Origin of the sequence: Dechloromonas sp. A34 (assembly GCF_026261605.1) — a bacterium.
In the GTDB taxonomy this organism is placed as follows: Bacteria; Pseudomonadota; Gammaproteobacteria; order Burkholderiales; family Rhodocyclaceae; genus Azonexus.
The window spans coordinates 2330301-2352417 of record NZ_CP102486.1 but is presented as its reverse complement, the minus strand read 5'-3'; the positions used below and the strand labels follow the sequence as shown (position 1 = coordinate 2352417).

The 22117-nt window shown below is 63.7% G+C and carries 17 protein-coding genes and 1 pseudogene; 8 read left to right on the top strand and 10 right to left on the bottom strand.

The features are described from left to right. The first annotated feature begins 11 nt into the window (after window positions 1-11). Genes NQE15_RS11745 through rquA form a run of 3 tightly spaced genes read left to right on the top strand, consistent with a single transcriptional unit; the run spans window position 12 to window position 3075 of the window. Window positions 12-1634, top strand: a complete 1623-nt coding sequence (locus NQE15_RS11745) for a tetrathionate reductase family octaheme c-type cytochrome (RefSeq protein ID WP_265949987.1) — start codon at window positions 12-14, stop codon at window positions 1632-1634. Between the two features lie 16 nt (window positions 1635-1650). Then, window positions 1651-2256: a cytochrome b/b6 domain-containing protein gene (locus tag NQE15_RS11740; protein ID WP_265949985.1), complete on the top strand. Its 606-nt coding sequence runs from the start codon at window positions 1651-1653 to the stop codon at window positions 2254-2256. Window positions 2257-2280: 24 nt separating this feature from the next. Continuing rightward, a complete protein-coding gene (gene rquA, locus NQE15_RS11735) occupies window positions 2281-3075 on the top strand; it encodes a rhodoquinone biosynthesis methyltransferase RquA (RefSeq protein WP_323054991.1) in 795 nt (264 codons plus the stop codon). A 17-nt stretch (window positions 3076-3092) separates the two neighbouring features. Here the strand turns inward: rquA and NQE15_RS11730 are convergent, their stop codons facing one another. Continuing rightward, window positions 3093-4376, bottom strand: a complete 1284-nt coding sequence (locus tag NQE15_RS11730) for a Glu/Leu/Phe/Val family dehydrogenase (RefSeq protein WP_265949983.1) — start codon at window positions 4374-4376, stop codon at window positions 3093-3095. Window positions 4377-4390: 14 nt separating this feature from the next. Next, on the bottom strand, window positions 4391-8005 hold the full coding sequence (putA, locus tag NQE15_RS11725; RefSeq protein WP_265949980.1) for a bifunctional proline dehydrogenase/L-glutamate gamma-semialdehyde dehydrogenase PutA: 3615 nt from the start codon (window positions 8003-8005) through the stop codon (window positions 4391-4393). 183 nt (window positions 8006-8188) lie between these two features. Between putA and NQE15_RS11720 the strand changes: the two genes are divergently transcribed. Continuing rightward, on the top strand, window positions 8189-9319 hold the full coding sequence (locus NQE15_RS11720; RefSeq protein WP_265949978.1) for an alanine--glyoxylate aminotransferase family protein: 1131 nt from the start codon (window positions 8189-8191) through the stop codon (window positions 9317-9319). Window positions 9320-9370: 51 nt separating this feature from the next. Here NQE15_RS11720 and NQE15_RS11715 read toward each other — a convergent pair whose 3' ends face one another. Beyond that, window positions 9371-10159 (bottom strand): DUF1684 domain-containing protein, encoded by a 789-nt coding sequence (locus tag NQE15_RS11715; RefSeq protein ID WP_265949976.1) that lies wholly within the window; start codon window positions 10157-10159, stop codon window positions 9371-9373. Window positions 10160-10243: 84 nt separating this feature from the next. Here NQE15_RS11715 and NQE15_RS11710 point away from each other — a divergent pair, with 84 nt between their 5' ends. Next, window positions 10244-10528 (top strand): DUF2502 domain-containing protein, encoded by a 285-nt coding sequence (locus NQE15_RS11710; RefSeq protein ID WP_265949974.1) that lies wholly within the window; start codon window positions 10244-10246, stop codon window positions 10526-10528. 121 nt (window positions 10529-10649) lie between these two features. Here the strand turns inward: NQE15_RS11710 and clpB are convergent, their stop codons facing one another. Further along, on the bottom strand, window positions 10650-13232 hold the full coding sequence (gene clpB, locus NQE15_RS11705; RefSeq protein WP_265950257.1) for an ATP-dependent chaperone ClpB: 2583 nt from the start codon (window positions 13230-13232) through the stop codon (window positions 10650-10652). 187 nt (window positions 13233-13419) lie between these two features. Between clpB and NQE15_RS11700 the strand changes: the two genes are divergently transcribed. After that, window positions 13420-15054 (top strand): methyl-accepting chemotaxis protein, encoded by a 1635-nt coding sequence (locus NQE15_RS11700; RefSeq protein ID WP_323054976.1) that lies wholly within the window; start codon window positions 13420-13422, stop codon window positions 15052-15054. Window positions 15055-15099: 45 nt separating this feature from the next. On the opposite strand, the gene moaE is transcribed toward NQE15_RS11700, so the two are convergent. The 5 genes from moaE to NQE15_RS11675 all read right to left on the bottom strand — a co-directional run bounded on the left by moaE (window position 15100) and on the right by NQE15_RS11675 (window position 19264). Beyond that, on the bottom strand, window positions 15100-15552 hold the full coding sequence (gene moaE, locus NQE15_RS11695; protein ID WP_265949972.1) for a molybdopterin synthase catalytic subunit MoaE: 453 nt from the start codon (window positions 15550-15552) through the stop codon (window positions 15100-15102). A 2-nt stretch (window positions 15553-15554) separates the two neighbouring features. Next, the gene (locus NQE15_RS11690; protein WP_265949969.1) at window positions 15555-17129 is read right to left on the bottom strand and encodes a peptide chain release factor 3; all 1575 of its coding nucleotides are present in this window, start codon (window positions 17127-17129) and stop codon (window positions 15555-15557) included. 63 nt (window positions 17130-17192) lie between these two features. Then, window positions 17193-17924 (bottom strand): DUF2189 domain-containing protein, encoded by a 732-nt coding sequence (locus NQE15_RS11685; RefSeq protein WP_265949967.1) that lies wholly within the window; start codon window positions 17922-17924, stop codon window positions 17193-17195. Between the two features lie 73 nt (window positions 17925-17997). Next, window positions 17998-18846, bottom strand: coding sequence for a D-hexose-6-phosphate mutarotase (locus tag NQE15_RS11680; protein WP_265949965.1), 849 nt, complete (start codon window positions 18844-18846; stop codon window positions 17998-18000). Next, window positions 18830-19264 (bottom strand): DUF3301 domain-containing protein, encoded by a 435-nt coding sequence (locus NQE15_RS11675; RefSeq protein ID WP_323054975.1) that lies wholly within the window; start codon window positions 19262-19264, stop codon window positions 18830-18832. The genes NQE15_RS11680 and NQE15_RS11675 overlap by 17 nt, the downstream gene beginning before the upstream one ends. A 4-nt stretch (window positions 19265-19268) precedes the next feature. Here NQE15_RS11675 and NQE15_RS11670 point away from each other — a divergent pair, with 4 nt between their 5' ends. Together NQE15_RS11670 and NQE15_RS24060 are read left to right on the top strand one after the other, a co-directional pair. Continuing rightward, window positions 19269-20795 (top strand): hypothetical protein, encoded by a 1527-nt coding sequence (locus NQE15_RS11670; RefSeq protein WP_265949962.1) that lies wholly within the window; start codon window positions 19269-19271, stop codon window positions 20793-20795. A gap of 9 nt (window positions 20796-20804) precedes the next feature. Then, window positions 20805-21649: pseudogene (locus tag NQE15_RS24060) on the top strand (23S rRNA (adenine(2030)-N(6))-methyltransferase RlmJ). Here NQE15_RS24060 and NQE15_RS11660 read toward each other — a convergent pair. After that, the gene (locus NQE15_RS11660; protein WP_265949960.1) at window positions 21641-22102 is read right to left on the bottom strand and encodes a nucleotide pyrophosphohydrolase; all 462 of its coding nucleotides are present in this window, start codon (window positions 22100-22102) and stop codon (window positions 21641-21643) included. The pseudogene NQE15_RS24060 and the gene NQE15_RS11660 overlap by 9 nt on opposite strands. Window positions 22103-22117: the final 15 nt, after the last annotated feature.

The following is a 22117-nucleotide window of genomic DNA, read 5'->3' as shown; positions in this document are numbered from 1 at the left end:
AGGGGAAGAACATGAAATCCAGACTATTCAGCCGCCTGGCACGGCACTGGCCGGGCGGAACCGGCCTGCTCGCAGCCTTGCTGCTCACCGCCAGCGCCTTTGCCAACGAACCGCCGGCCGTCAAACTGAACTCGACGGCGGACCACAGCAAGTTCAAGGAATTGCAGGGCCCCTTCAGTTCCGGCCCAGAACTGACCAAAGCCTGCCTGATCTGCCACACCGAAGCGGCCCGCCAGGTCCACCGCACCAAGCACTGGACCTGGGAGTTTCTCAATCCGGAAAATCAGCAGCGCCTGGGCAAAAAGAATGTCATCAACAACTTCTGCATTTCCATTCCCTCCAACTATGCGTTCTGCACCAGTTGCCATGTCGGCTATGGCTGGAAGGATGCGAGCTTCGATTTCAAATCGGAAGAGAACGTCGACTGCCTGGCCTGCCACGACACGACCGGTGCCTATCGCAAGCTGCCAGGCCTGGCCGGCCATCCGCCCTACCAGGACACCGAAGTCCCGGCCGGTTCCGGCAAGATCGTCAAGGCCGTCGATCTGAGCAAGGTCGCCCAAAAAGTCGGCAAGACCAGCCGCGACACCTGCGGCGCCTGCCACTTCTTCGGCGGCGGCGGCGATGGCGTCAAGCACGGCGACATGGACTCGTCGCTCGCCTCGCCTGACAAGGACGTCGATGTGCATATGGATGCAACGGGCCTCGATTTCACGTGCAGCACCTGCCACCAGACTTCCAGCCACGATGTCCCGGGCAGTCGCTACACGCCGGTTGCCCTCGACAAGGGCGGCGCCCATATGCGCGGCAAGGAGGACAAGAGCAATCCCGCCACCTGCCCCGCCTGCCATGGCCAGACCCCGCACAAGGGCGACGGCAAGGCCGCCAAGCTCAACGATCATACCGACAAGATCGCCTGTCAGACTTGCCACATCCCGGCCATCGCCCGGGGCGGCGTGGCCACCAAGATGAGCTGGGACTGGTCAACCGCCGGCCAGCTCAGCCCGGAAGGTAAACCGATCATCCGAAAGGATGCCCAGGGACGCGTCATCTACGACTCCAAGAAGGGCGACTTCACGCTCGGCGAAAACGTCCAGCCGGAATATGCCTGGTTCAATGGCGAGGTGACCTATACCCTGCTCGGCGACAAGGTCGAGAAGAGCGACGGCGTCACCCACATCAACAAGATCGGCGGCAACGCCGGCGACGGCAAGTCGCTGATCTGGCCAGTCAAGATATTCCGTGGTTCGCAGCCCTACGACCCAGTCAACAAGACGCTGGTCACGCCGCATACAGCCGGCAACGACGACACCGCCTACTGGAAGAATTTCGGCTGGGAAAAGGCCATTGAAACCGGCATGAAAGTCTCCGGCGCGCCCTTCTCCGGCAAGGTGGATTTCATCAAGACCGACATGACCTGGCCGATCACGCACATGGTCGCCCCCAAGGAAAAGGCCGTTGGCTGCAACGAATGCCATGCCCAAGGCGGCCGCCTCGACAAGATCGAAGGCATCTACATTCCGGGACGCGACGCCAACCATCTGGTGAATCTGCTGGGCTGGCTCGCCGCCGGCGGCACGCTGGCCGGCGTGACCCTTCACGGACTGATCCGCATCCTGCGCCGCAAAAATTGAGATTGGGGAACACATCATGGAACGCATCTACATCTTTACCCGCTTCGAGCGCTTCTGGCACTGGGCCCAGGCCCTGCTGGTCATCGGCATGATGGTGACCGGCTTCGAGATTCACGGCAGCTACCATCTGCTCGGTTTCGCCCAGGCGCACCAGTTGCACACCCTCGCGGCATGGGCCTTGATCACGCTGTGGGTCTTCGCCATTTTCTGGCACTCGGTCACCGGTGAATGGCGGCAATACATTCCGACCATGAAAAACATCGACAAGGTCGTCCGCTTTTACGCCTGGGGCATTTTCCAGGGAGAACCGCACCCCTTCAAGGTAACGCGCGCCCACAAACACAACCCGATGCAGGCGCAGGCCTATCTCGCAGTTAAGGTGCTGATCAACCCGATTCTCTGGATATCCGGGCTGCTCTATCTCTACTACAACGAACTGGCGGCCGCCGGACAGAACCCCGACCTGGCCACCATCGCCTTGGTGCACACCGTTGGCGCCTTCATGATGCTCGCCTTCTTCATCGCCCACGTGTACCTTATAACCACCGGGCACACGATCACGGCGCATCTGAAGGCGATGCTCACCGGCTGGGAGGTTTCCGGTGAAGAGGAGCACAAGTAGCGCAGCAATTCCCGCAGGCCGCGGATATCCCGCCGGCCAGGGGGATATCCACAAGACAAGAACAACAAGAGAATCGCCGATGAAACCCAGTGCAGAAAGCATCACTGCCCTCTTCCCCCGCAGAAACCGCCCCCGCATCCGACCAGCACGCCAGCCATTCCTGCCTATCTCCAGGACACCTACTGGTGGGCCTATCTGCACCCGAACGCGGTCCGCCTGTTCGAACGGGAATGGCTGGTCAACCTGATCCTGTGGGGCAATTTTTCCCGGCTGCGCAACTGGGCCCTGGATGTTCTGGGTAGCAGGATCGATCACCCCGTGCTGCAAATCGCCTGCGTATATGGCAATTTCACCCAACGCATCGCGGCCCGCCTGGGCGAGCACGGCAAGCTGGATGTCGTCGATGTCGCGCCGATTCAACTGGCCAACCTGCGCCGCAAGCTGCCTGCCGACCCGCGTATCCGCTTGCATCACCAGGACTCGAGCGCCCTGCATTTTCCCGATGCGAGCTTCGATTCGACGCTGCTCTTTTTCCTGCTTCACGAACAACCGGCCGGCGTTCGCCGGGCGACGCTGAGCGAGGCCATGCGCGTAACGCGCCCGGGAGGCAAGATCGTCATCGTCGATTACCACCAGCCGAAAGCCGGCAATCCGCTGCGCTACATCATGCAGGCCGTACTGCGAATGCTCGAACCCTTTGCGCTGGATCTCTGGCAGCAGGAAATCGCCGCCTATCTGCCCAGTGGCGTTCCCGTCTCGTCACTGGTAAAAACTACCTGTTTCGGCAATCTTTACCAGAAGATCGTGATCACCGTTTAGCCGCGGCGCCAGGCGATCTACGGATAGAGCCCGCGGATCGAGCGCGCTTCGAGCACGCGGCTGCAGCCGATGACGAACGCCGCGGTGCGCAGTGACAGTTTGCGCTCCTCGGCCAATTGCCAGATCGCCTGAAAAGCTTCGGCCATGATCCGCTCCAGGCGCTGATTGATTTCTTCCTCGCTCCAGAAGAAGCTCGAGAAATCCTGTACCCACTCGAAATAGCTGACCGTCACACCCCCTGCATTGGCCAGCACGTCGGGCACAACAAGGACGTTGCGCTCGGCGAGTATGACCTCGGCTTCCGGGGTAGTCGGGCCATTGGCGCCCTCGACGATGACCCGGGCGTTAATGCAAGCGGCGTTGTACTGGTTGATCTGCGCCTCGAGGGCCGCCGGCACCAGGAATTCGCAGGGCACGCACCAGAAATCATGGGCCGATATCAGTTCGCAATCGGGCGCACCGAGCAGGGTCCGGTGTTCGGCAAAATACTGCTTCAAGGCGACCAGGTCGATCCCGTTCGGGTTGTAGAGCGTGGCGCTGACATCCTGCACGGCGACTATCTTGGCGCCGGCCTGGGCAAACATCCGGGCGCTGGCCTCGCCGACATTGCCGAAGCCCTGGACCGCAACCCGGGCACCGAGGATAGTCAGGTCGAGTTTCTTGGCCGCCTCGCGCGCCGTGACGAAGACGCCGCGCCCGGTCGCATCCGGCCGGCCGAGCGAACCGCCGAGCGACAGCGGCTTGCCGGTGACCACGCCGGTTGCCGTTCGCCCCTGGTTCATCGAGTAGGTGTCCATCATCCAGGCCATGACCTGGGCGTTGGTGTTCATATCCGGGGCCGGGATGTCCTTGTCCGGGCCGATCATCATGTCGATTTCGCTGGTATAGCGCCGGGTCAGGCGTTCCAGTTCGGCCAGCGAGAGCTGGCGCGGATCGACCCGGATGCCGCCCTTGGCACCGCCAAAGGGCACATTGACCACGGCGTTCTTGATGGTCATCCAACCGGCCAGCGCCATGACTTCGGAGAGCGTCACGTCCTGGTGGTAGCGCACCCCACCCTTGCCCGGCCCACGCGAGGTGTTGTGATGGATGCGGTAGCCTTCGTAATGAGCGATCTCGCCGTTGTCGAGCCGGATCGGCACGTCGACGATCAGCGCCCGCTTCGGCCGACGCAGAGTTTCCACCCAGGGCCACAACGCCTTGTCGAGCAGCGGCGCGACCTTTTCGACCTGTTGCAGGTAGATATGCCAGGGGCCAACGTTTTCCCTGGAAATGTAGGAAGGCAGTTGTGGCGAGTTCATTGCAGTTCTCCTGGTCAGGCGCCCAACGTCATCAAGCTCGTATTGCCGCCCGCCGCCGTCGTGTTCACGCTGACGACGCGCTCACTCAGCATCCGGTAGAGCGGATAGGCTTGCCGGTCATCCATCCGATAGAGCGCAATCAGCGGCCCCGGTTCCATCGCCAGCCGCTGGCGCAGGCAAATTTCCACCTCCGCCGTTCCGGCAAACAAGACACCCGCGATGCCCTCATAGTCGTCCGGCAAACGCCAGCAGACATTGCCGGCAAGCGCTGCCGGCAAGCGGGTCAGCAGATGTCGGGCGAAAGCCGAATCGACCGCGGCCGGCGTGTTGCCGGTTGCCAGCACGGCGGCCAGTTGCCCGAGCCAGGTGCCTTCGTCGTCGGCCGTGCACAGCAGCAGGCCGCGCGGCGCGAAACGCAGCGTATTGCGCTCGCCGGTCGGCCCCGGCAGACCAAGCTGGGTCTGACACAGCGTCAATGCCGCGTATTCGACACAACGCGCCGCCAGGTCGCGGCGACCGGCGGCATCACACCAGGCAGCCAGACCGCCGAGCGCCGAATCCGCAGCCAGCGCCCCCACCTCCTGCAGCCCGCCCAGTTCGCCCGGCCCCAATTGAGCAGCGCCGGCCAGGTAGGGCAGATAAAGCGGACCGCCGGCCTTCGGACCTGTGCCGGACAGCCCTTCGCCGCCGAAGGGCTGAACCCCGACCACGGCGCCGACCATGTTGCGATTGACGTAGATATTGCCGACACGGGCGCGCTCGGTCACCTGAGCCACCGTCTCGTCAATCCGACTATGGACACCCAGGGTCAGACCATAACCTGTTGCATTGATCGCCTCGATTAACGCTTCCAGGCGGTCGCCAGCAAAGCGCAGGACATGCACGACCGGCCCGAACACTTCGCCATGCAACTCGGCCAGGGCGTCGATCTCGATCAGCGTCGGTGCCACGAAGCAGCCCTGCTCGCAGCCCGCGGGCAGGGGCAACTGGAAGACGCGCCGGCCGCTCGCCCGCATCCGCTCGATATGGGCCAGCAAGGCAGCCTTGGCCGCCTCGTCGATGACCGGACCGATATCGGTCGCCAGCCGGGACGGATTGCCGACCGCCAGCTCGCGCATGGCGTCTTTCAGCATGACCAGCACGCGGTCGGCAATATCGTCCTGCAGACAGAGCACGCGCAAGGCCGAGCAGCGCTGGCCGGCGCTGTCGAAGCCGGAGACCAGCACATCCTGGACGACCTGTTCGGGCAAGGCAGAGGAATCGACGATCTTCGCGTTCTGGCCGCCGGTTTCGGCGATCAGCCGGACGCCGGGGCGCTCGGCGATGGTCTGGTTGATCCGCCGTGCCACCTCGGTCGAGCCGGTGAACACCACGCCGCGCACTCGGGCGTCAGCGGTCAGCGCCGCCCCCACCGTTTCGCCGCGACCGGGCAGGAATTGCAGCACGTCGAGCGGAATGCCGGCCTGATGCAGCAGTTCGACGGCAAAACTGGCGATCAGCGGCGTCTGCTCGGCCGGCTTGGCGAGCACCGGGCTGCCGGCGGCGAGCGCGGCGCTGACCTCGCCGACGAAGATGGCGAGCGGGAAATTCCACGGGCTGATGCAGACCACCGGCCCCGGCGCCTCGGCGGCCGGCTGAAAATGGCCGGCGGTCAGTTGCTCGGCGTAATAGCGGCAGAAATCGACCGCCTCGCGCAGTTCGGCGACGGCATTGCCCCAGGTCTTGCCGGCTTCGCGCACGCACAGGCTAAGCAGTTGCGGGCGGTGCGCCTCGAGCAGGTCGGCCGCCCGCTGCAGGGCGGCAGCGCGTTTGGCCGGCGGCGTGCGGTACCAGCGCACCGCGCAGTCCGCAGCATTGGAGAGCGCCAGCGCGACCATTTCGCCATCGGCCTCGACCACGCTGCCGACGACATCGCCACGATCAGCTGGGTTACGCACCGCCAACGCTGTCGCCGGGTTGCCCTCGGCCCCGACGACGAGCGGCATGCCCTGCCAGCGTTTCAGGGCCAGCGCCGCCAATTCCTTCTCGAGCCCGGCGATGGTGTTTTCATCAGCCAGATCGACCCCGGCCGAATTCCGCCGCCCGGCGCCGTAGAGATCGGGCGGCAGACAGATTTTCGGATGCCGCGCCCCCCCTTCGCGGTGCACCCGGTCCAGCGGACTCTCGAGCAGTTCCTCGACCGAGACGGCGGCATCGACCAGGCGATTGACGAAGGAGCTGTTCGCCCCGTTCTCGAGCAGGCGGCGCACTAGGTAAGGGAGCAGCGTTTCGTGAGTGCCGACCGGCGCGTAAATGCGACAGGGCTTGCCCAGTTCTCCGGCGCCGACCACGTTGTCGTAAAGCGGCTCGCCCATGCCGTGCAGGCACTGGAATTCGTAATCCTCGACACCTGCCGCGCGGGCCATCGCGAAGACGCTAGCCAGCGTCTGGGCATTGTGGGTGGCAAACTGCGGGTAGATCGCATCCGGCGCGGCGAGCAGGCGGTGAGCGCTAACCAGATAGGACAAATCGGAATGCGGCTTGCGCGTATAGACCGGATAGTCGGCCAGGCCATCGACCTGGGCGCGCTTGATCTCGCTGTCCCAGTAGGCCCCCTTGACCAGGCGAACCATCAGCCGGCGGCCGCTGCGCCGGGCGAGCTCGATCAGCCAGTCGACGACGCAGGGACAGCGCTTCTGGTAGGCCTGAACCACAAAGCCCAGGCCATCCCAGCCGGCAAGATCGGGGTCGCCGGCCAGCGCGGCGAGCAGGTCGAGCGACAATTCCAGGCGGTCGGCTTCCTCGGCATCGATATTGAGGCCGATGTCGTAGTGCCTGGCGAGCAGCGCCAAACCTTTCAGGCGCGGCAGCAGTTCGGCGAGCACGCGTTCGCGCTGGCTGCGGACATAACGCGGATGCAGCGCCGAGAGCTTGACCGAGATACCAGGCCCGGCCTTGACGCCCCGCCCGTCGGCCGCCCGACCGATGGCATGGATGGCCTGTTCGTAGGCATCGCCATAGCGCTCGGCATCGCCGGCAGTTAGCGCCGCTTCGCCCAACATGTCGAAGGAGTGGGTATAGCCACGCACCTCGTTGTTCCGGCTACGGGCCAGCGCCGCTTCGATCGTCTCGCCCATCACGAACTGCTGGCCGAGCAGGCGCATGGCGAAATCGACACCCTTGCGGATCAGCGGCTCACCGCCTCGCGCCAGGATCTTGGTCAGGGCACTGCCGAGCGCGCCTTCGCTGTGCGTGGCGACCAGCTTGCCGGTCAGCAACAGGCCCCAGGTGGCGGCATTGACGAACAGCGAGGGGCTGCCGCCGAGGTGGGATTTCCAGTCACCGTGGCTGATCTTGTCGCGGATCAGGCGGTCGACCGTGGCGCTGTCCGGGATGCGCAGCAGCGCTTCGGCCAGGCACATCAGCGCGACGCCCTCCTGGCTGGACAGCGAAAACTCGTGCATCAGGTGATCGACGCCGCTGGCGTGGCTGCGCTGCGCGCGCACCGCTTCGACCAGCGTGCGCGCCCGCGCCGCGACCGCCGACTGATCGCCTTGCACCGCCGCCAGTTCGGCGGCCAGCACCGCGATGCAGGCCGCCTCGTCGCGCCGATGGGCTTGCCGAATGATGCCCCGCAGATTCGTTTCCACGCTTCTCTCCGCACCAGTCTTGCCAAGGGGATGCCATGCGTCCCCGATACTGCAAATATGATCGCCAAGGACGCCGGCTGCAAGCGCCACCGCCATGCGACATAACTGGCACGCCATCCTGCCTTCGGTTTATGCTGCTCCCTTGCGCCCGCAACGCCCCCGACAACATTTGGAGAGAGAACCGTGCCCGCCCTGCTACCCCATCCCGACCCCCATGGCTTGCTGGAATACTCGGTGGTCTATACCGACCGCGCCCTGAACCACATGTCGCAACGTTTCCAGGGCGTGATGACCGACATCTCGCGCATTCTGAAAAAGGCCTACAACGCCAGCTCGACAGCGGTGATACCGGGCAGCGGCACCTTCGGCATGGAAGCGGTGGCCCGCCAGTTCGCGACCGGCAAGAAGGTGCTGGTGATCCGTAACGGCTGGTTCAGCTTCCGCTGGACGCAGATCTTCGACATGGGACGGATTCCGGCCGAGACCATCGTCCTCAAGGCCCGCCAGGTCGGCAGCGGCGCCCAGGCACCCTTCTCCCCGGCACCGATCGAGGAAGTCGTCGCCGCCATTCGCGAACACAAACCGGATATCGTCTTTGCGCCGCACGTCGAAACCGCGGCCGGGATGATCCTGCCCGACGACTATCTGCGGGCACTCGGCGCCGCAGTGCGCATGGAAGGCGGCCTCTTCGTGCTCGATTGCATCGCCTCCGGCACCGTCTGGGTCGACATGGCGGCCAACCACGTCGATGTCCTGATCAGCGCCCCGCAGAAGGGCTGGAGCGGCACGCCCTGTTGCGCCCTGGTCGCCCTCGGTGAGCGGGCTCGAGCCCGGATCGACGCCACCACCAGCACCAGCTTCGCATGCGATCTGAAGAAGTGGCTGCAGATCATGGAAGCCTTCGAGAGCGGCGGCCATGCCTATCACGCGACGATGCCGACCGGCGCACTGGCCGCCCTGCGCGAGGTCATGCTCGAAACCGAAGCCTACGGCTTCGCCAGAGTCTGCGAGGAACAATGGGAACTCGGCCGGCGCGTCCGCGAACTGCTCGTCGGCAAGGGCTACCCCAGCGTTGCGGCGGAAGGTTTCCAGGCCCCGGGTGTGGTCGTCAGCTACACCACCGATCCGGAAATCCAGTCGAGCAAGAAATTCCTGGCGCTCGGCCTGCAGACCGCGGCCGGCGTACCGCTGCAGTGCGACGAACCGGCCGATTTCCGCACTTTCCGCATCGGCCTGTTCGGACTGGACAAGCTCCACCACCCGGAACGCACGGTCGACAACCTGGCGACGGCACTGGCAGCGGTCGCCCAATAAGCCAAAAGCGCGGCCGGCCCGCGCTTTTTGGTCCGCTCAAGAAAATTGCGGTCAATCCGGCTTGACCCATTTCTTCTCACCGACCGGCACGGCAAACGGCAGCCAGTTCTCCGGCGGCGGCAGCGGGCAGGTGGCGAACGGCGTAAAGGCACACGGCGGGTTGTAGGCAAAGTTGAAATCGAGGGTGATCCGCTCGTCGCCATGCAGCGGAACCTTCAGGAAACGCCCGGCCCCATAGGTCTCCTTGCCGCTGGTCCGGTCGCGGAAAACGAAAAATGCTTCGTCGGGCCCGACCGCCATCGGCAAGAGCGTCACCGCCTGACCGCCCACCGCGAATACCGCGCACCGGGAGACTTCGACGGCCTTCAGATCGCCGCTGACATTGGGCACTTCCATTTGCAATGGCGGATCGATGCTTTGCCATTCGGCCTCGATGCGCCATGCCGGATCGTGGGGAAAATATTCCAGTCCGCCAAAGGTGGTTGTCGCCGCCCAGTCGCGATCCCGGATGCGAACCGCCAGTTGCCCCTCGCGATCGACCACGAAAAACGACAGGTTTTCGAAGTCGACTATCGTCGGTGCGCCGTGCAGATCGGTTTCCAGGACCAACTCCGGGCCAGCGGCGGGCTGCCAGAGGATGCGTCCCTCCTCCCACAGCAAATTGCCGAGCAGGGCGGGCCCCTTGCCCAGAACAACCGTCGCTCCCGCTGCATTACCAACCGAGTTCAGTCCCGGTGCCAGCCAGAAGAGGCCGATCAGCCCAAGCCAGCTGGTGGGTGAACCCAACTCGGCGTTACGGCTGGCTTGCCAACGTTTCAGCGAATTCGACATTTTTTTCATTCCGGTTGTTATCCATTCAAACGATAATCCGTTATCAAGTGCAGGGTGTATTTGATTGACCGTTTTTCTACGAGGAAATTGCCCATGAAAAAGCTTCTTCTGGCAGCAGCGATTGCCGCCTCACCGTTGCTGGCCTACGCCGTCGAAGTCAATGTTAATCTCGGTAATGTACGTATCGATGCGCCCGGCGTCTCGGTCACCTTCGGCAGCCGCAACGACCGTGGCTACTACTGGGACGGCTACGACTGGCGTGAGCCGGCCTACTGGAAGCAACACAACGGCCCGCGCGGCGAAAAGTACTATACCGGCCGTGGCAACAAGGGCGGCGGCCACTGCCCGCCGGGCCAGGCCAAGAAGGGCAACTGCTAATACCGGCCTTTGCATTCGCGGTACTGGTACCAGCCTTTTGAATTCATGGTACTAAGCACGACCAACCAAAGAAAATGGCGGAACCCACTGGTTCCGCCATTTGTGTTTCAAGGCCGGACAATCAAGCCTGGCTGAAACGCATGATGCCGTTCTCGCAGGCGACGCGGATCGTGTCCTTGGCCGCGAACTTCCCTTCCAGGATGGACTTGGCCAGCGGATTCTCGATCTGCTGCTGGATCGCCCGCTTCAGCGGCCGGGCGCCAAATACCGGATCGAACCCGGCCTGCGCCAGTTCGGCCAGCGCGCTGTCCTCGACCACGATGCCCATCTCGAGCTGAGCCAGCCGCTTTTCGAGATAGCCAAGCTGAATCCGGGCGATGCCGGCAATGTGTTTTTCGTCCAGGGCATGGAAGACCACGACCTCGTCGATACGATTGACGAATTCCGGCCGGAAGTAGGTCTTGACCTCGGCCATCACCGCCATCTTGATCACCCCGTAATCGTCGCCCGCCATCTGCTGGATCATCTGGCTGCCGAGGTTGGAGGTCATCACGATCACCGTGTTCTTGAAGTCCACGGTGCGCCCCTGGCCATCGGTCATCCGGCCGTCGTCGAGCACTTGCAGCAAGACGTTGAAGACATCGGGGTGGGCCTTCTCGACCTCGTCGAGGAGGATCACGCTGTATGGCTTGCGGCGTACGGCTTCGGTCAGGTAACCGCCTTCCTCGTAGCCGACGTAGCCCGGCGGCGCGCCAATCAGGCGGGCGACCGAGTGCTTCTCCATGAACTCGCTCATATCGATGCGGATCAGGTGATCCTCGGCATCGAACATGAACTCGGCCAGCGCCTTGCACAGTTCGGTCTTGCCGACCCCGGTCGGGCCAAGGAAGAGGAAGGAACCGTAGGGACGGTTCGGATCGGACAACCCGGCGCGCGAACGACGGATGGCATCGCCAACCAGGCGCACCGCTTCATCCTGCCCAACGACGCGCTTGTGCAGCCGCTCTTCCATGTGCAGCAGCTTCTCGCGTTCGCCCTGCATCATCTTGCTGACCGGAATGCCAGTCGCCCGGCTGACCACCTCAGCAATTTCCTCGGCGCCCACCTGCGTGCGCAGCAGAATGTTCTTCTTGCCCTCGCCTTCGCCAGCCTTCTCGGCCGTCTTCAACTGGGCTTCGAGTTGCGGCAGCTTGCCGTATTGCAGCTCAGCCACCTTGTCGAGCTTGCCTTCGCGCTGCAACTTCGTGACTTCGGCCTTGAGCTTGTCGATTTCTTCCTTGATGTGCGCCGAACCCTGAACCTGGGCTTTTTCGGCCTTCCAGATTTCTTCGAGATCGGAATATTCCTTGGCCAGCTTGGCGATTTCCTCTTCGATCAGGCCGAAACGCTTCTTAGAGGCTTCGTCCTTCTCGCGCTTGACCGCCTCGCGCTCGATCTTGAGCTGGATGATGCGGCGGTCGAGCTTGTCCATGACCTCGGGCTTGGAATCGATTTCCATCTTGATACGCGCCGCCGCCTCGTCGATCAGGTCGATCGCCTTGTCGGGCAGGAAACGGTCGGTGATGTAGCGATGGCTCAATTCGGCGGCGGCAACAATGGCCGGGTCGGTGATATCGACCCCATGATGCAGTTCGTATTTCTCCTGCAGGCCGCGCAGGATGGCGATGGTCGATTCGACGGAAGGCTCGTCGACCAGCACTTTCTGAAAGCGACGCTCGAGCGCGGCATCCTTCTCGATGTACTTGCGGTATTCGTTGAGCGTGGTGGCGCCGATGCAGTGCAGTTCGCCGCGGGCCAGAGCCGGCTTCAGCATGTTGCCGGCGTCGATGGCGCCTTCGGCCTTGCCGGCGCCGACCATGGTGTGCAGTTCATCGATGAACAGGATGATCCGCCCTTCGTCCTGCGACACTTCCTTGAGCACCGCCTTCAGGCGCTCCTCGAATTCGCCGCGATACTTGGCACCGGCCAGCAGACCGGCCATATCGAGGACCAGCACTTTCTTGCCCTTCAGGGTTTCCGGCACTTCGCCATTGATGATGCGCTGGGCCAGGCCTTCGACGATGGCCGTCTTGCCGACGCCCGGCTCGCCGATCAGCACCGGGTTGTTCTTGGTACGGCGCTGCAGTATCTGGATGGCGCGACGAATCTCGTCATCGCGGCCGATCACCGGGTCGAGCTTGCCCTGGGCGGCGCGCTCGGTGAGGTCGATGCAGTATTTCTTCAAGGCTTCGCGCTGGCCTTCGGCTTCCTGCGAATCGACGCCCTGGCCACCGCGCACGGCCATAATTGCGGCTTCCAGCGCCTTGCGGGTCAGGCCGTGTTGTTTGGCGAGGCGACCGGTTTCGTTCTTGTCCTCGCTCAGGGCGAGCAGGAACATCTCGCTGGCGATGAACTGGTCGCCGCGTTTTTGCGCTTCCTTGTCGGTCAGGTTCAGCAGATTGGTCAGGTCGCGCCCGATCGAGACGTCGCCACCGTGGCCCGACACCTGCGGCAGGCGCTTCAGCGCCGCTTCCAGATCGTTGCGCAAGCCCGGCACATTGACGCCGGCGCGGGCCAGCAGCGAGGTCGTGCCGCCGTCATCCTGATTGATCAGGGCGAGCAGCAGGTGTTGCGGCTCGATGAACTGCTGGTCGCCGCCGATCGCCAAGCTCTGGGCATCGGCCAGCGATTGCTGGAACTTGGTGGTGAATTTGTCGAGTCGCATTACGTTCTCCCATAGCGAATATTCCGATACCAGACAGATGCGGATCAAGCCGACAATTTCAATGCTCATCCCTGAAAAATCCTAAACCCTCTACTACTTAAGGGATAATCGCGGGCGTCTTTTAATAGTGTGCGCCGGAATTGGCATCTCGTAGCGCCAGAGAATCAAGAGGGGAAGAAATCGCATCATGTCGAAAACCGGAATGAGCTTACGCGGCAAGCTGGTCGCCACTACCGTTGCCACCACGGCCGCACTGGTGGTCCTGTTTGTCGTCCTTCTGATCGGCGGCAAAGCCCGCATGCTCGAGGAGCGCGAATACAAGCTGCGTAATCTGGTGGAAACGGCCTATGCGACACTGTCCTATTTCGAGAAGGAGGCGCGCGACGGGCGCCTGGCGGTCGATGATGCGAAAAAGGCGGCGATGGCGGCGGTCAAGACCATGCGCTACGACAAGGTCGAGTATTTCTGGATTCACGACCTCCAGGACAACATGATCATGCACCCGATCAAGCCCGAACTGGACGGCAAGAAGCTAGACCAATTGAAGGACAAGAACGGCAAGCTGCTTTTCCTCGAATTCAACAAGGTAGTCAGGGCTCAGGGGGCCGGCTTTGTCGACTATCTCTGGCCCAAGCCCGGTTCCGAGAACGGCGTGCCCAAAATTTCCTACGTCAAGGGTTTCGAACCCTGGAGCTGGGTCATCGGCACCGGCGTCTACATCGACGACGTCGATGCCACCTTCCGGACCGACGCCATCAAGCTGTCGCTGGCGGGACTGCTCATCGGTGGCTTCATCGCCATTACGCTGCTACTGATCTCGCGCAATATCAACCGCACCCTGGGTGGCGACCCCTCTTTCGCCACCACCGTGACCCGCCGCATCACGGCCGGCGACCTCACGACACGGGTCGATTGCGCCGCGGGCGACAAGGACAGTCTGCTGGCCAATATCGCCGCCATGCAGACAACGCTGCGCAACATGATTTCCAGCATCACCGGCAATGCCGAACAGGTGGCCAGTTCGGCCGACCAGTTGCTGCACGCCTCGGAGCAGGTTGCCGAGCGGGCCCACCAGCAAAGCAGCGCGGCCGCCGCGATGGCCACTTCGGTCCATCAGATGACCAGCAGCATCGACAGGGTCAAGGAAAATGCCGGCGAAGCCCACGGCATTTCGCAGGAAGCCGGCAGCATTTCCGAAGAAGGCGCCGCCGTCATCCACAGCGCCGCCACCGAAATGCGCAAGATTTCCGAGGCCGTGCAGTCGTCGTCGCTGATCGTCGAAGAACTCGGCCAGCAGTCGGTGCAGATCACCTCCATCGTCAAGACGATCAAGGAAATCGCCGACCAGACCAACCTGCTCGCCCTCAATGCCGCCATCGAGGCCGCCCGCGCCGGCGAACAGGGGCGCGGTTTTGCCGTGGTCGCCGACGAAGTGCGCAAGCTGGCCGAGCGGACCAGCCAGTCGACCACCGAAATCGCCGGCATGGTGGACAAGATCCAGAACGGCACGCGCAGCGCCGTCAACAGCATGCAGGCCGGGGTCACCCAAGTCAGCAACGGCGTCGAGTTGGCCAATCGGGCCGGCGACTCGATCAACCGCATTCGCGACGGCTCAGCCCGGGTCAGCGAAGTGGTCAACGACATTTCCGCCTCGATCCGCGAGCAGAGCGCCGCCGGCAACAAGATTGCCGACCAGCTGGAAGGCATTGCCCAGATGTCGGAAGAAAGCGCCGTCGCCGTTCAGCGGACGGCCGATGCGGCACGTCAGCTGCACACCCTGTCCGCCTCGCTGCACCAGGCGGTGGCGCAATTCAAGACCTGAGACGGCGGGTGCACCCAGAGAAAAGGAGGCAATTGCCTCCTTTTTTTATTGCTCCCAGCGGGCGGCAGCCGAATCGTCGCTGTCGCGCGCATCGACCCAGTGCGCGCCCGCGGGTGTGACCTCCCGCTTCCAGAACGGGGCGCGGGTCTTCAGGTAGTCCATGATGAATTCGCAGGCGGCGAACGACTCGCCACGGTGGGCGCTGGTCACGGCGACCAGCACGATCTGGTCGCAGGGCTTGAGTGGCCCGACGCGATGGATGACCAGGGCGTCGTAGATGTCCCAGCGCGCCTTGGCCGCACCGACGATTTCCTCGAGCGCCTTCTCGGTCATGCCCGGGTAATGCTCAAGGGTCATTTCCGAAACGCCGGTGCCATCGTTGATATCACGCACCAGGCCGACAAAGCTGGCCAGCGCGCCGACCCGGGCGTCGCCGGCGCGGAGTGCGGCCAGTTCGGCGCCAAGATCGAAATCGGCTTCCTGCACCCGGACCGTCATGATCAGATTACCTCGCGCGCCTCGAGAAAGCGCAGATTGGGATATTTCTCTTTGACCATGTTCAGGTAGACATTGTTCGGCGCCAGATAGACCGGATCGTCCGCCCCGTCGAGCGCGACGTTGGCGCTGTAGCGGTCGGAGAGCTGGCGCAGTTCGGTGGCGTCGCCATGAATCCAGCGCGCCGTCGAGCAGTTGTAGCTCTCGAAGATGACCTGCACTCCGTATTCGTTTTCCAGGCGACTGGCCACGACGTCGAACTGCAGCGTACCGACCGCGCCGAGAATCAGGTCGTTGCCCGACATCGGCCGGAACAACTGGGTCGCCCCCTCCTCGGCCAGCTGCTGCAGCCCCTTCTGCAACTGCTTGATCTTCAGCGGGTTAGCGATCCGGGCGAGGCGGAAGTGTTCCGGGGCGAAAGACGGAATGCCCGTGAAGCGCAGGTCTTCGCCCTCGGTAAAGGTTTCGCCGAGACGGATGGTGCCGTGATTGGGGATGCCGATGATGTCGCCCGGATAGGCCTCGTCGGTAGTGCTGCGGTCGCGGGCCATGAAGGTGATGGCGTTATTGACCGCCAGGAACTTGCCGCCAGCGCCCTGCTTGACCTTCATGCCGCGCTCGAAACGACCCGAGCAAACACGTAAAAACGCGATGCGGTCACGGTGCTTGGGGTCCATGTTGGCCTGGATCTTGAACACGAAGCCGGAGAATTTCGCCTCGTTCGGCTCGACCTGGCGGGACACCGCCGGCCGGGCAATCGGCGCCGGCGAGAGGTCGACCACGGCATCGAGCAGGCTCTGCACCCCGAAGTTGTTGACCGCCGAACCGAAGAAGACCGGCGACTGCTTGCCGTTCAGATAGGCCTCGGCGTCGAAGGCGTGCGAAGCGCCGCGGACCAGTTCGATATCCATGCGGAGTTCGTCGGCCTGCGTCCCGATCAGTTCGTCGAGGCGCGGATTGTCGAGGCCCTGGATGATCTCGGCCGTGCCCTTCTCGGCCTGCGGATCGAAGAAGGCGATGGCGTCGTCGTAGAGGTGATAGACGCCGCGGAAACGCTTGCCCATGCCGATCGGCCAGGTCATCGGGGCGCACTGGATGCCGAGCACCGACTCGATTTCGTCGAGCAGGTCGATCGGCTCCTTGCCCTCGCGGTCGAGCTTGTTGATGAAGGTCAGGATCGGCGTGTCGCGCATGCGGCAGACGTTCAAGAGCTTGATAGTCTGCGCTTCGACACCGTTGACCGAGTCGATGACCATGACCGCCGAGTCGACGGCGGTCAGCGTACGGTAGGTGTCTTCCGAGAAGTCCTCGTGGCCCGGCGTGTCGAGCAGGTTGACCATGCATTCGCGGTAGGGGAACTGCATCACCGACGAGGTCACCGAGATGCCGCGCTGCTTTTCCAGTTCCATCCAGTCCGAGGTTGCATGGCGCGAGGCCTTGCGGGCGCGCACTTCGCCAGCGACCTGGATGGCGCCGCCGAACCACAGCAGTTTTTCGGTCAGCGTCGTTTTACCGGCGTCGGGGTGGGAGATGATGGCAAAGGTGCGCCGACGGGCGATTTCGTTATCAAGAGCGGTCACGGCAGGTTTCGGAATGCGGGAAAGGTCGCGATTATACCTTTGCCGCAATGCAACAACCGGCGCTCAATCGAGCGGCAGCGCCCGGCGATAGAGGGCCCGGCTGGCGTAGGCCAGCCAGGGCAAGGTCACCGGCAACAGGGGTAGCAGCAGGATGCTGCCGATGATCACCGTCGCCAGGACAAACGCCCAGAGCATGGCCGGCCCGAAACTGCCGAAGACGACCCGGACGCTGGTCACCACCGCCCCGACCAGGCCGGTCCGCCGCTCGTAGAGGAGCGGCACGGCGAAGGCCGAGACGCTATAGAGCAGGAAGGCGACGAACAGGCCGGAAGCCATTCCCCATTGCAGGAAACGGACGACGCCGAGCGAGGCCGGCAGCAGGTCGCCGAGCACCAGCGGCATGCCGCCGACCTGATAACTGTAGAGGATCGCCGCGTCGGTCAGGAAGATCATGAAGAGCAGCGCACAGACCAGGGCCAGCACCCAGAGCGCCGGCGCCGCCTCGCGATAACCGGCCGCGATGGCCGCCAGACCGGGCTGGCGCCCGGCCTCATGGGCGGCGGCGATGCCGAAGAAGCCGCCGAGGGTGGCCGGCCCGAGCAACATGAAGGCGCCGGCGGCGGCGATCACGAACGGCGCCAGCCCGTTGACCAGCAGCCCCCCGATGATCAGCAGGCCGCCCAGCGCAAATAGCGCGCCATAGGCGAGGCTGACGTTCCAGGTCGCAACGAACTTCGCCCAGCCTTCGCCGAGTGCCCGGCGCAGGTCGGGCAGCGTCAGTGGAACGATGGTCATGGGGGGTCTCCGGGCGAGGTAATGCAAGGCGCCCCAGTCTAGCCGGGACGGCCGAGAGCCGCTCTAACCTAGATCAAACGGCGACCAGCGTTTGCCGCCCGTACCACTCCTCGCCGGCCGGTAGCATCACTGGCTGACGGACGATGGCGGCTTCGACGCAAAGCATCTGCCGCCAGCCGTCGGCCGGCATGTCCTTCATGCCGGCACAGCCCTCGACCCAGGGGTTCCAGACCACGACATCGGGAAAGCCCTGGCTCTGGATGGCCAGGCTCAGATTGCCGGCTTGCAGCATCTGCGGGCGCTTGACGTCGTGGTAGACGCGATCGAGCATGCCCTCGACGATCAGTTCGGTGCCCGAGTCACGGATGATCCGGTCGCCATCAGCGGCATCGCGGTATTCGTAACCATGCAGCCCCTCGAGCGCCGCGTCCTCGACCTGGACGAGGCGCAGGTAGGTATGCAGGGCGCCGGTGAAGTCGAAGGCTTCGCCCCCGGTGTTGACGACGCAGAACTCGACGTCGATGCGGTCGGCTTCCAGCATCAGCGTGATCTCGGCGCTGAAAGTGTGCGGCCACAGGGCGCGCGTTGCCTCGTCGTCGGCAATTTCCAGGGTGACCAGCGCGAAGTCGTCGCTGCAGCGCTCGGCATTGACCGACCACGGCCGGGTGCGCAGAAAACCGTGCTTGGGCAGGTCGCCCAGGCTTGAAAACTGCGGAAAGCAGACCGGAATGCCGCCGCGGATCGGCACGCTGCCGTCGAACACTGCCTGCTCGGAAAGGTAGAGATGTTCGCGACCATCCGGCGTCTGCCAGGACAGGACCTGGCCGCCCAGCGTGCTGATCACGGCGCTCGCGCCGCGCGGGCCATTCAGGCGCAGGGCGTCGATGCCGTGGAATTGGATGGTTTCAATGGAGGGTTTCATGGTTTTCCGGTGCCTTGGGCACAACATAGAGTTGGGGACGCACATGCAGATACTCGACCTCGCCGCCGAGCAGCGTGACGCTGCCCGAACAGCGGTTGTTGCCAGTATCGCTGTATTCAAATTCATAGACCCGGCGCAATTTCAACACTCCCGCAGTGTCTCGGGCGAGCCGCCACGAGGCACCGACCACGGTTTCGTCGAGAAACTGCAGGCCTTCTTCGGTGCAGGCGCGCTGGGCGGCACGCACGCCAGCTTCCCGCGCCTTCAGGGTGTCGAGCCAGAGCCAGAAGCCGCCCGCCAGGAGGAGCAGAGCCAGTAATTCGTAGAGATCCATGGTGCAAGTATACGCAAGAGTGAAATGCGCCACGGAATCGGCGGGAAATTTGCCAGACAATGCGAAGGTCAACAATTCCGGCACGATAATGAACTCTCCGCTGCAACTGCTCCGCGATCTCTTCCCCTTCAGCCAGCCAGCGGCCGACAGGAGACCCGCAGTTCAGTTTCAGGAAGGCTTGCCGGCCACCGCTGACCTGCCGCCACTGGCCACGGTAGGCAAGCTGTCGTCCGACCTGCTGCCCGCAATCGCCGGCCAGGCTGATCTCCAAATACGTTTCAAGCAGTTGGAAGATGCCTGGCAACAGGCCGAAACGGCACTCCCCGTCCTCGAAGCCGAAATCGCACAAGCCGTCCTGCCGCTGCCGCCGGAGGCGACCCATGCCGCCATCCAGGCCGACAACCTGCTCAAGGGCCTGGCTCTCGCCTACACCGACATTGCCCGTGGCATCCTCGCCCACCCCCACGATGCCGGCCTCGGCCATCTGCGCCACCGCGCCATCCGGCGCGCGCTGGCCATGGTCGCCCGCCGTCAGTTGCTGGCCTGTCGTGCCTATGCCTCGCCCTCGCCAAACTCCTGGCGTCTGCTTCACGAGCTCTACCAGATGGCCTGCGACCCCAGTGCCAAGCCGCTCAATGGGGAAACTGCACCGATCGAGCACGCCTATCTGGGCGCCCTGCTCTTCGCCTACCTTGAGCCGAACAAGCTGCCCCGCACCGAACTCGCCCTGATCCATGCCTGCACCGATCAACTGGCCGCCTACGCGACCATCGGTCATGCGCTGCCGGAGATGCAAAACAATCGAAGCGCCGATGCCTGTTTCCTGGTCCGCCCCGATGCCGCCACGCCGGGTTATCCGCTGGCCCGCCTGCCAGTCGGCATTTCGACAGAGGGCGGCTTGATCGTCGATTGTTCCCAGGTGCTCGCCGCGCTCGACCGCAACCTCGCCCGCCAGCCTGGCCAACCGGTGCAACCGCAACTGGATGCCCCGGCCTCGCTGCTGCACGGTTTGCGGATCATCATCGCCGGCCGCAGCACGCGCCGCTTCAGTCGCACCCAGTTCAAGCCGCGCGCCGATCTGGTCGGCGGGCTGGATCAGGTCATCACCTTCCTCGACGGCCATGCCTGTTCGCGGCGCGCGCTCGATGCGGTCGGCCGGCACGACGGCCACGACTTGTCGGAGAGCGAGTGGTCGCTGGTCGATGAAAGCCCGGATGGTTTCCTGATCCGTTTCATCCGAGGCGAAAAATCGAAAATCGGGGCCGGCGACATCGTCGCCCTGCAGCCGCGCGAATCGAGCAAGATCCACGTCTGCCTGGTGCGTCGCATCGCGACGACGCGCAACCGGCTCGAACTCGGCCTGCAACTGCTGGCACCGCAAGTCAGTCTGGTCGATCTGCCGACGCCGGAAAATGCCAGTCGGCGGGCCATCTACCTGCCCAGCCTGCCGGCCTACGGCAAGTTCTCGGGCCTTATCACGCAGCCGGGCACCCTGCTTGCCGGGCAGCAGATCACCCTGAACACCCTGGGCCGAACCCGGCGCCACCAAATCGGCCAATGCATCGAACGCAACGACGGGCTAGAATTCGTCGCCCTCGACCCGCTTCCGGATTAATCCCGCTCCATGCTCAGCTACCGTCACGCCTTCCACGCCGGCAACCATGCCGACGTGCTGAAACACCTCATCCTGATCCAGATCGCCCAATACATGGGCGAAAAACCGACGCCGTTCTGGATCATCGACACCCATGCCGGGGCCGGGCGTTACGCGCTGGAGTCGGCGCATGCCAGTAAGCTGGCCGAATACCGCGACGGCGTCGGCCGCCTGTGGGACAAGAAAGGCCTGTCGCCGGCAGTGCTCGACTACCTGGATTTTGTCAAGCTGCTCAACCCGGACGGCCAGTTGCGCCACTATCCGGGTTCGCCCTGGCTGGCCAGCCAGTTGCTGCGCGAAGGCGACCGCCTGCGCCTGTACGAGCTGCACAGCACCGATGCCAAGCTGCTGCAGGAATGCTTCAAGGGGGCCGGCCGCCAAGTCGGCATCACTGCCGGCGACGGCTTCGTCGGCCTGAAAGCCATCCTGCCCCGCCGCCGCGCCGGGCGCTGGTCCTGATCGATCCCTCCTACGAAACCCGGGACGACTACACCAACGTCGTCAAAGGCCTGCAGGAAGCGCTGAAACGCTTCCCGACCGGAACCTATGCACTGTGGTACCCGATGCTATCCAAGATCGAGTCGCGCAAGCTGCCGGCCAAGCTCAAGGCCCTCGGCGCCGACAGCTGGCTGCACGTCACGCTCGAGGTCAGCGCGCCGCCCAAGGACGGTTACGGTATGAACGGCAGCGGCATGTTCATCATCAACCCGCCGTGGACGCTGGAAAAGACATTGCGTGAAACGCTGCCCAAACTGACCGAACTACTGGCCCATGGCGAAGGCGCGAAATTCGTGGTGGAAAGTCATTCAGCCTAATTCCGAATACTTGGCCCGCGAACCGTAGGCCTTGTCGACCGGGTACTTTTCGGCATTCTTGAGCAGCTTGCTGCGCGCCGCCGCGGCCAGGTCGATGCCGGCGGTGTCGGCGATCAGCAGCAGGTAGAGCAGGACATCGGCGCATTCGTCGCGCAGGGCTTCGGCGCTCTGCGGATCGGCCGGCAACGCCTCGACTTCGGCGTCGCTTTTCCACTGCGTCAATTCGAGTAGCTCGGCGGCTTCGAGATTGAGCGAGGTGATCAGGTTGCGCAGCGAGTGGAATTGCCGCCAATCGCGGGCATCGCGGAATGCCAGCAAGGCGGCGGTCAGTGCGTTGAAATCGTTCATTTCCGGACCCGAAGCAAGAAATGGATTGATGATGCCACAGGCCTCGGCCGCTAGTACCACGACGACAACGGCTGGCACCAGTACCACGGAGACAAAGGCTGGCACTAGAATGCCTGCATT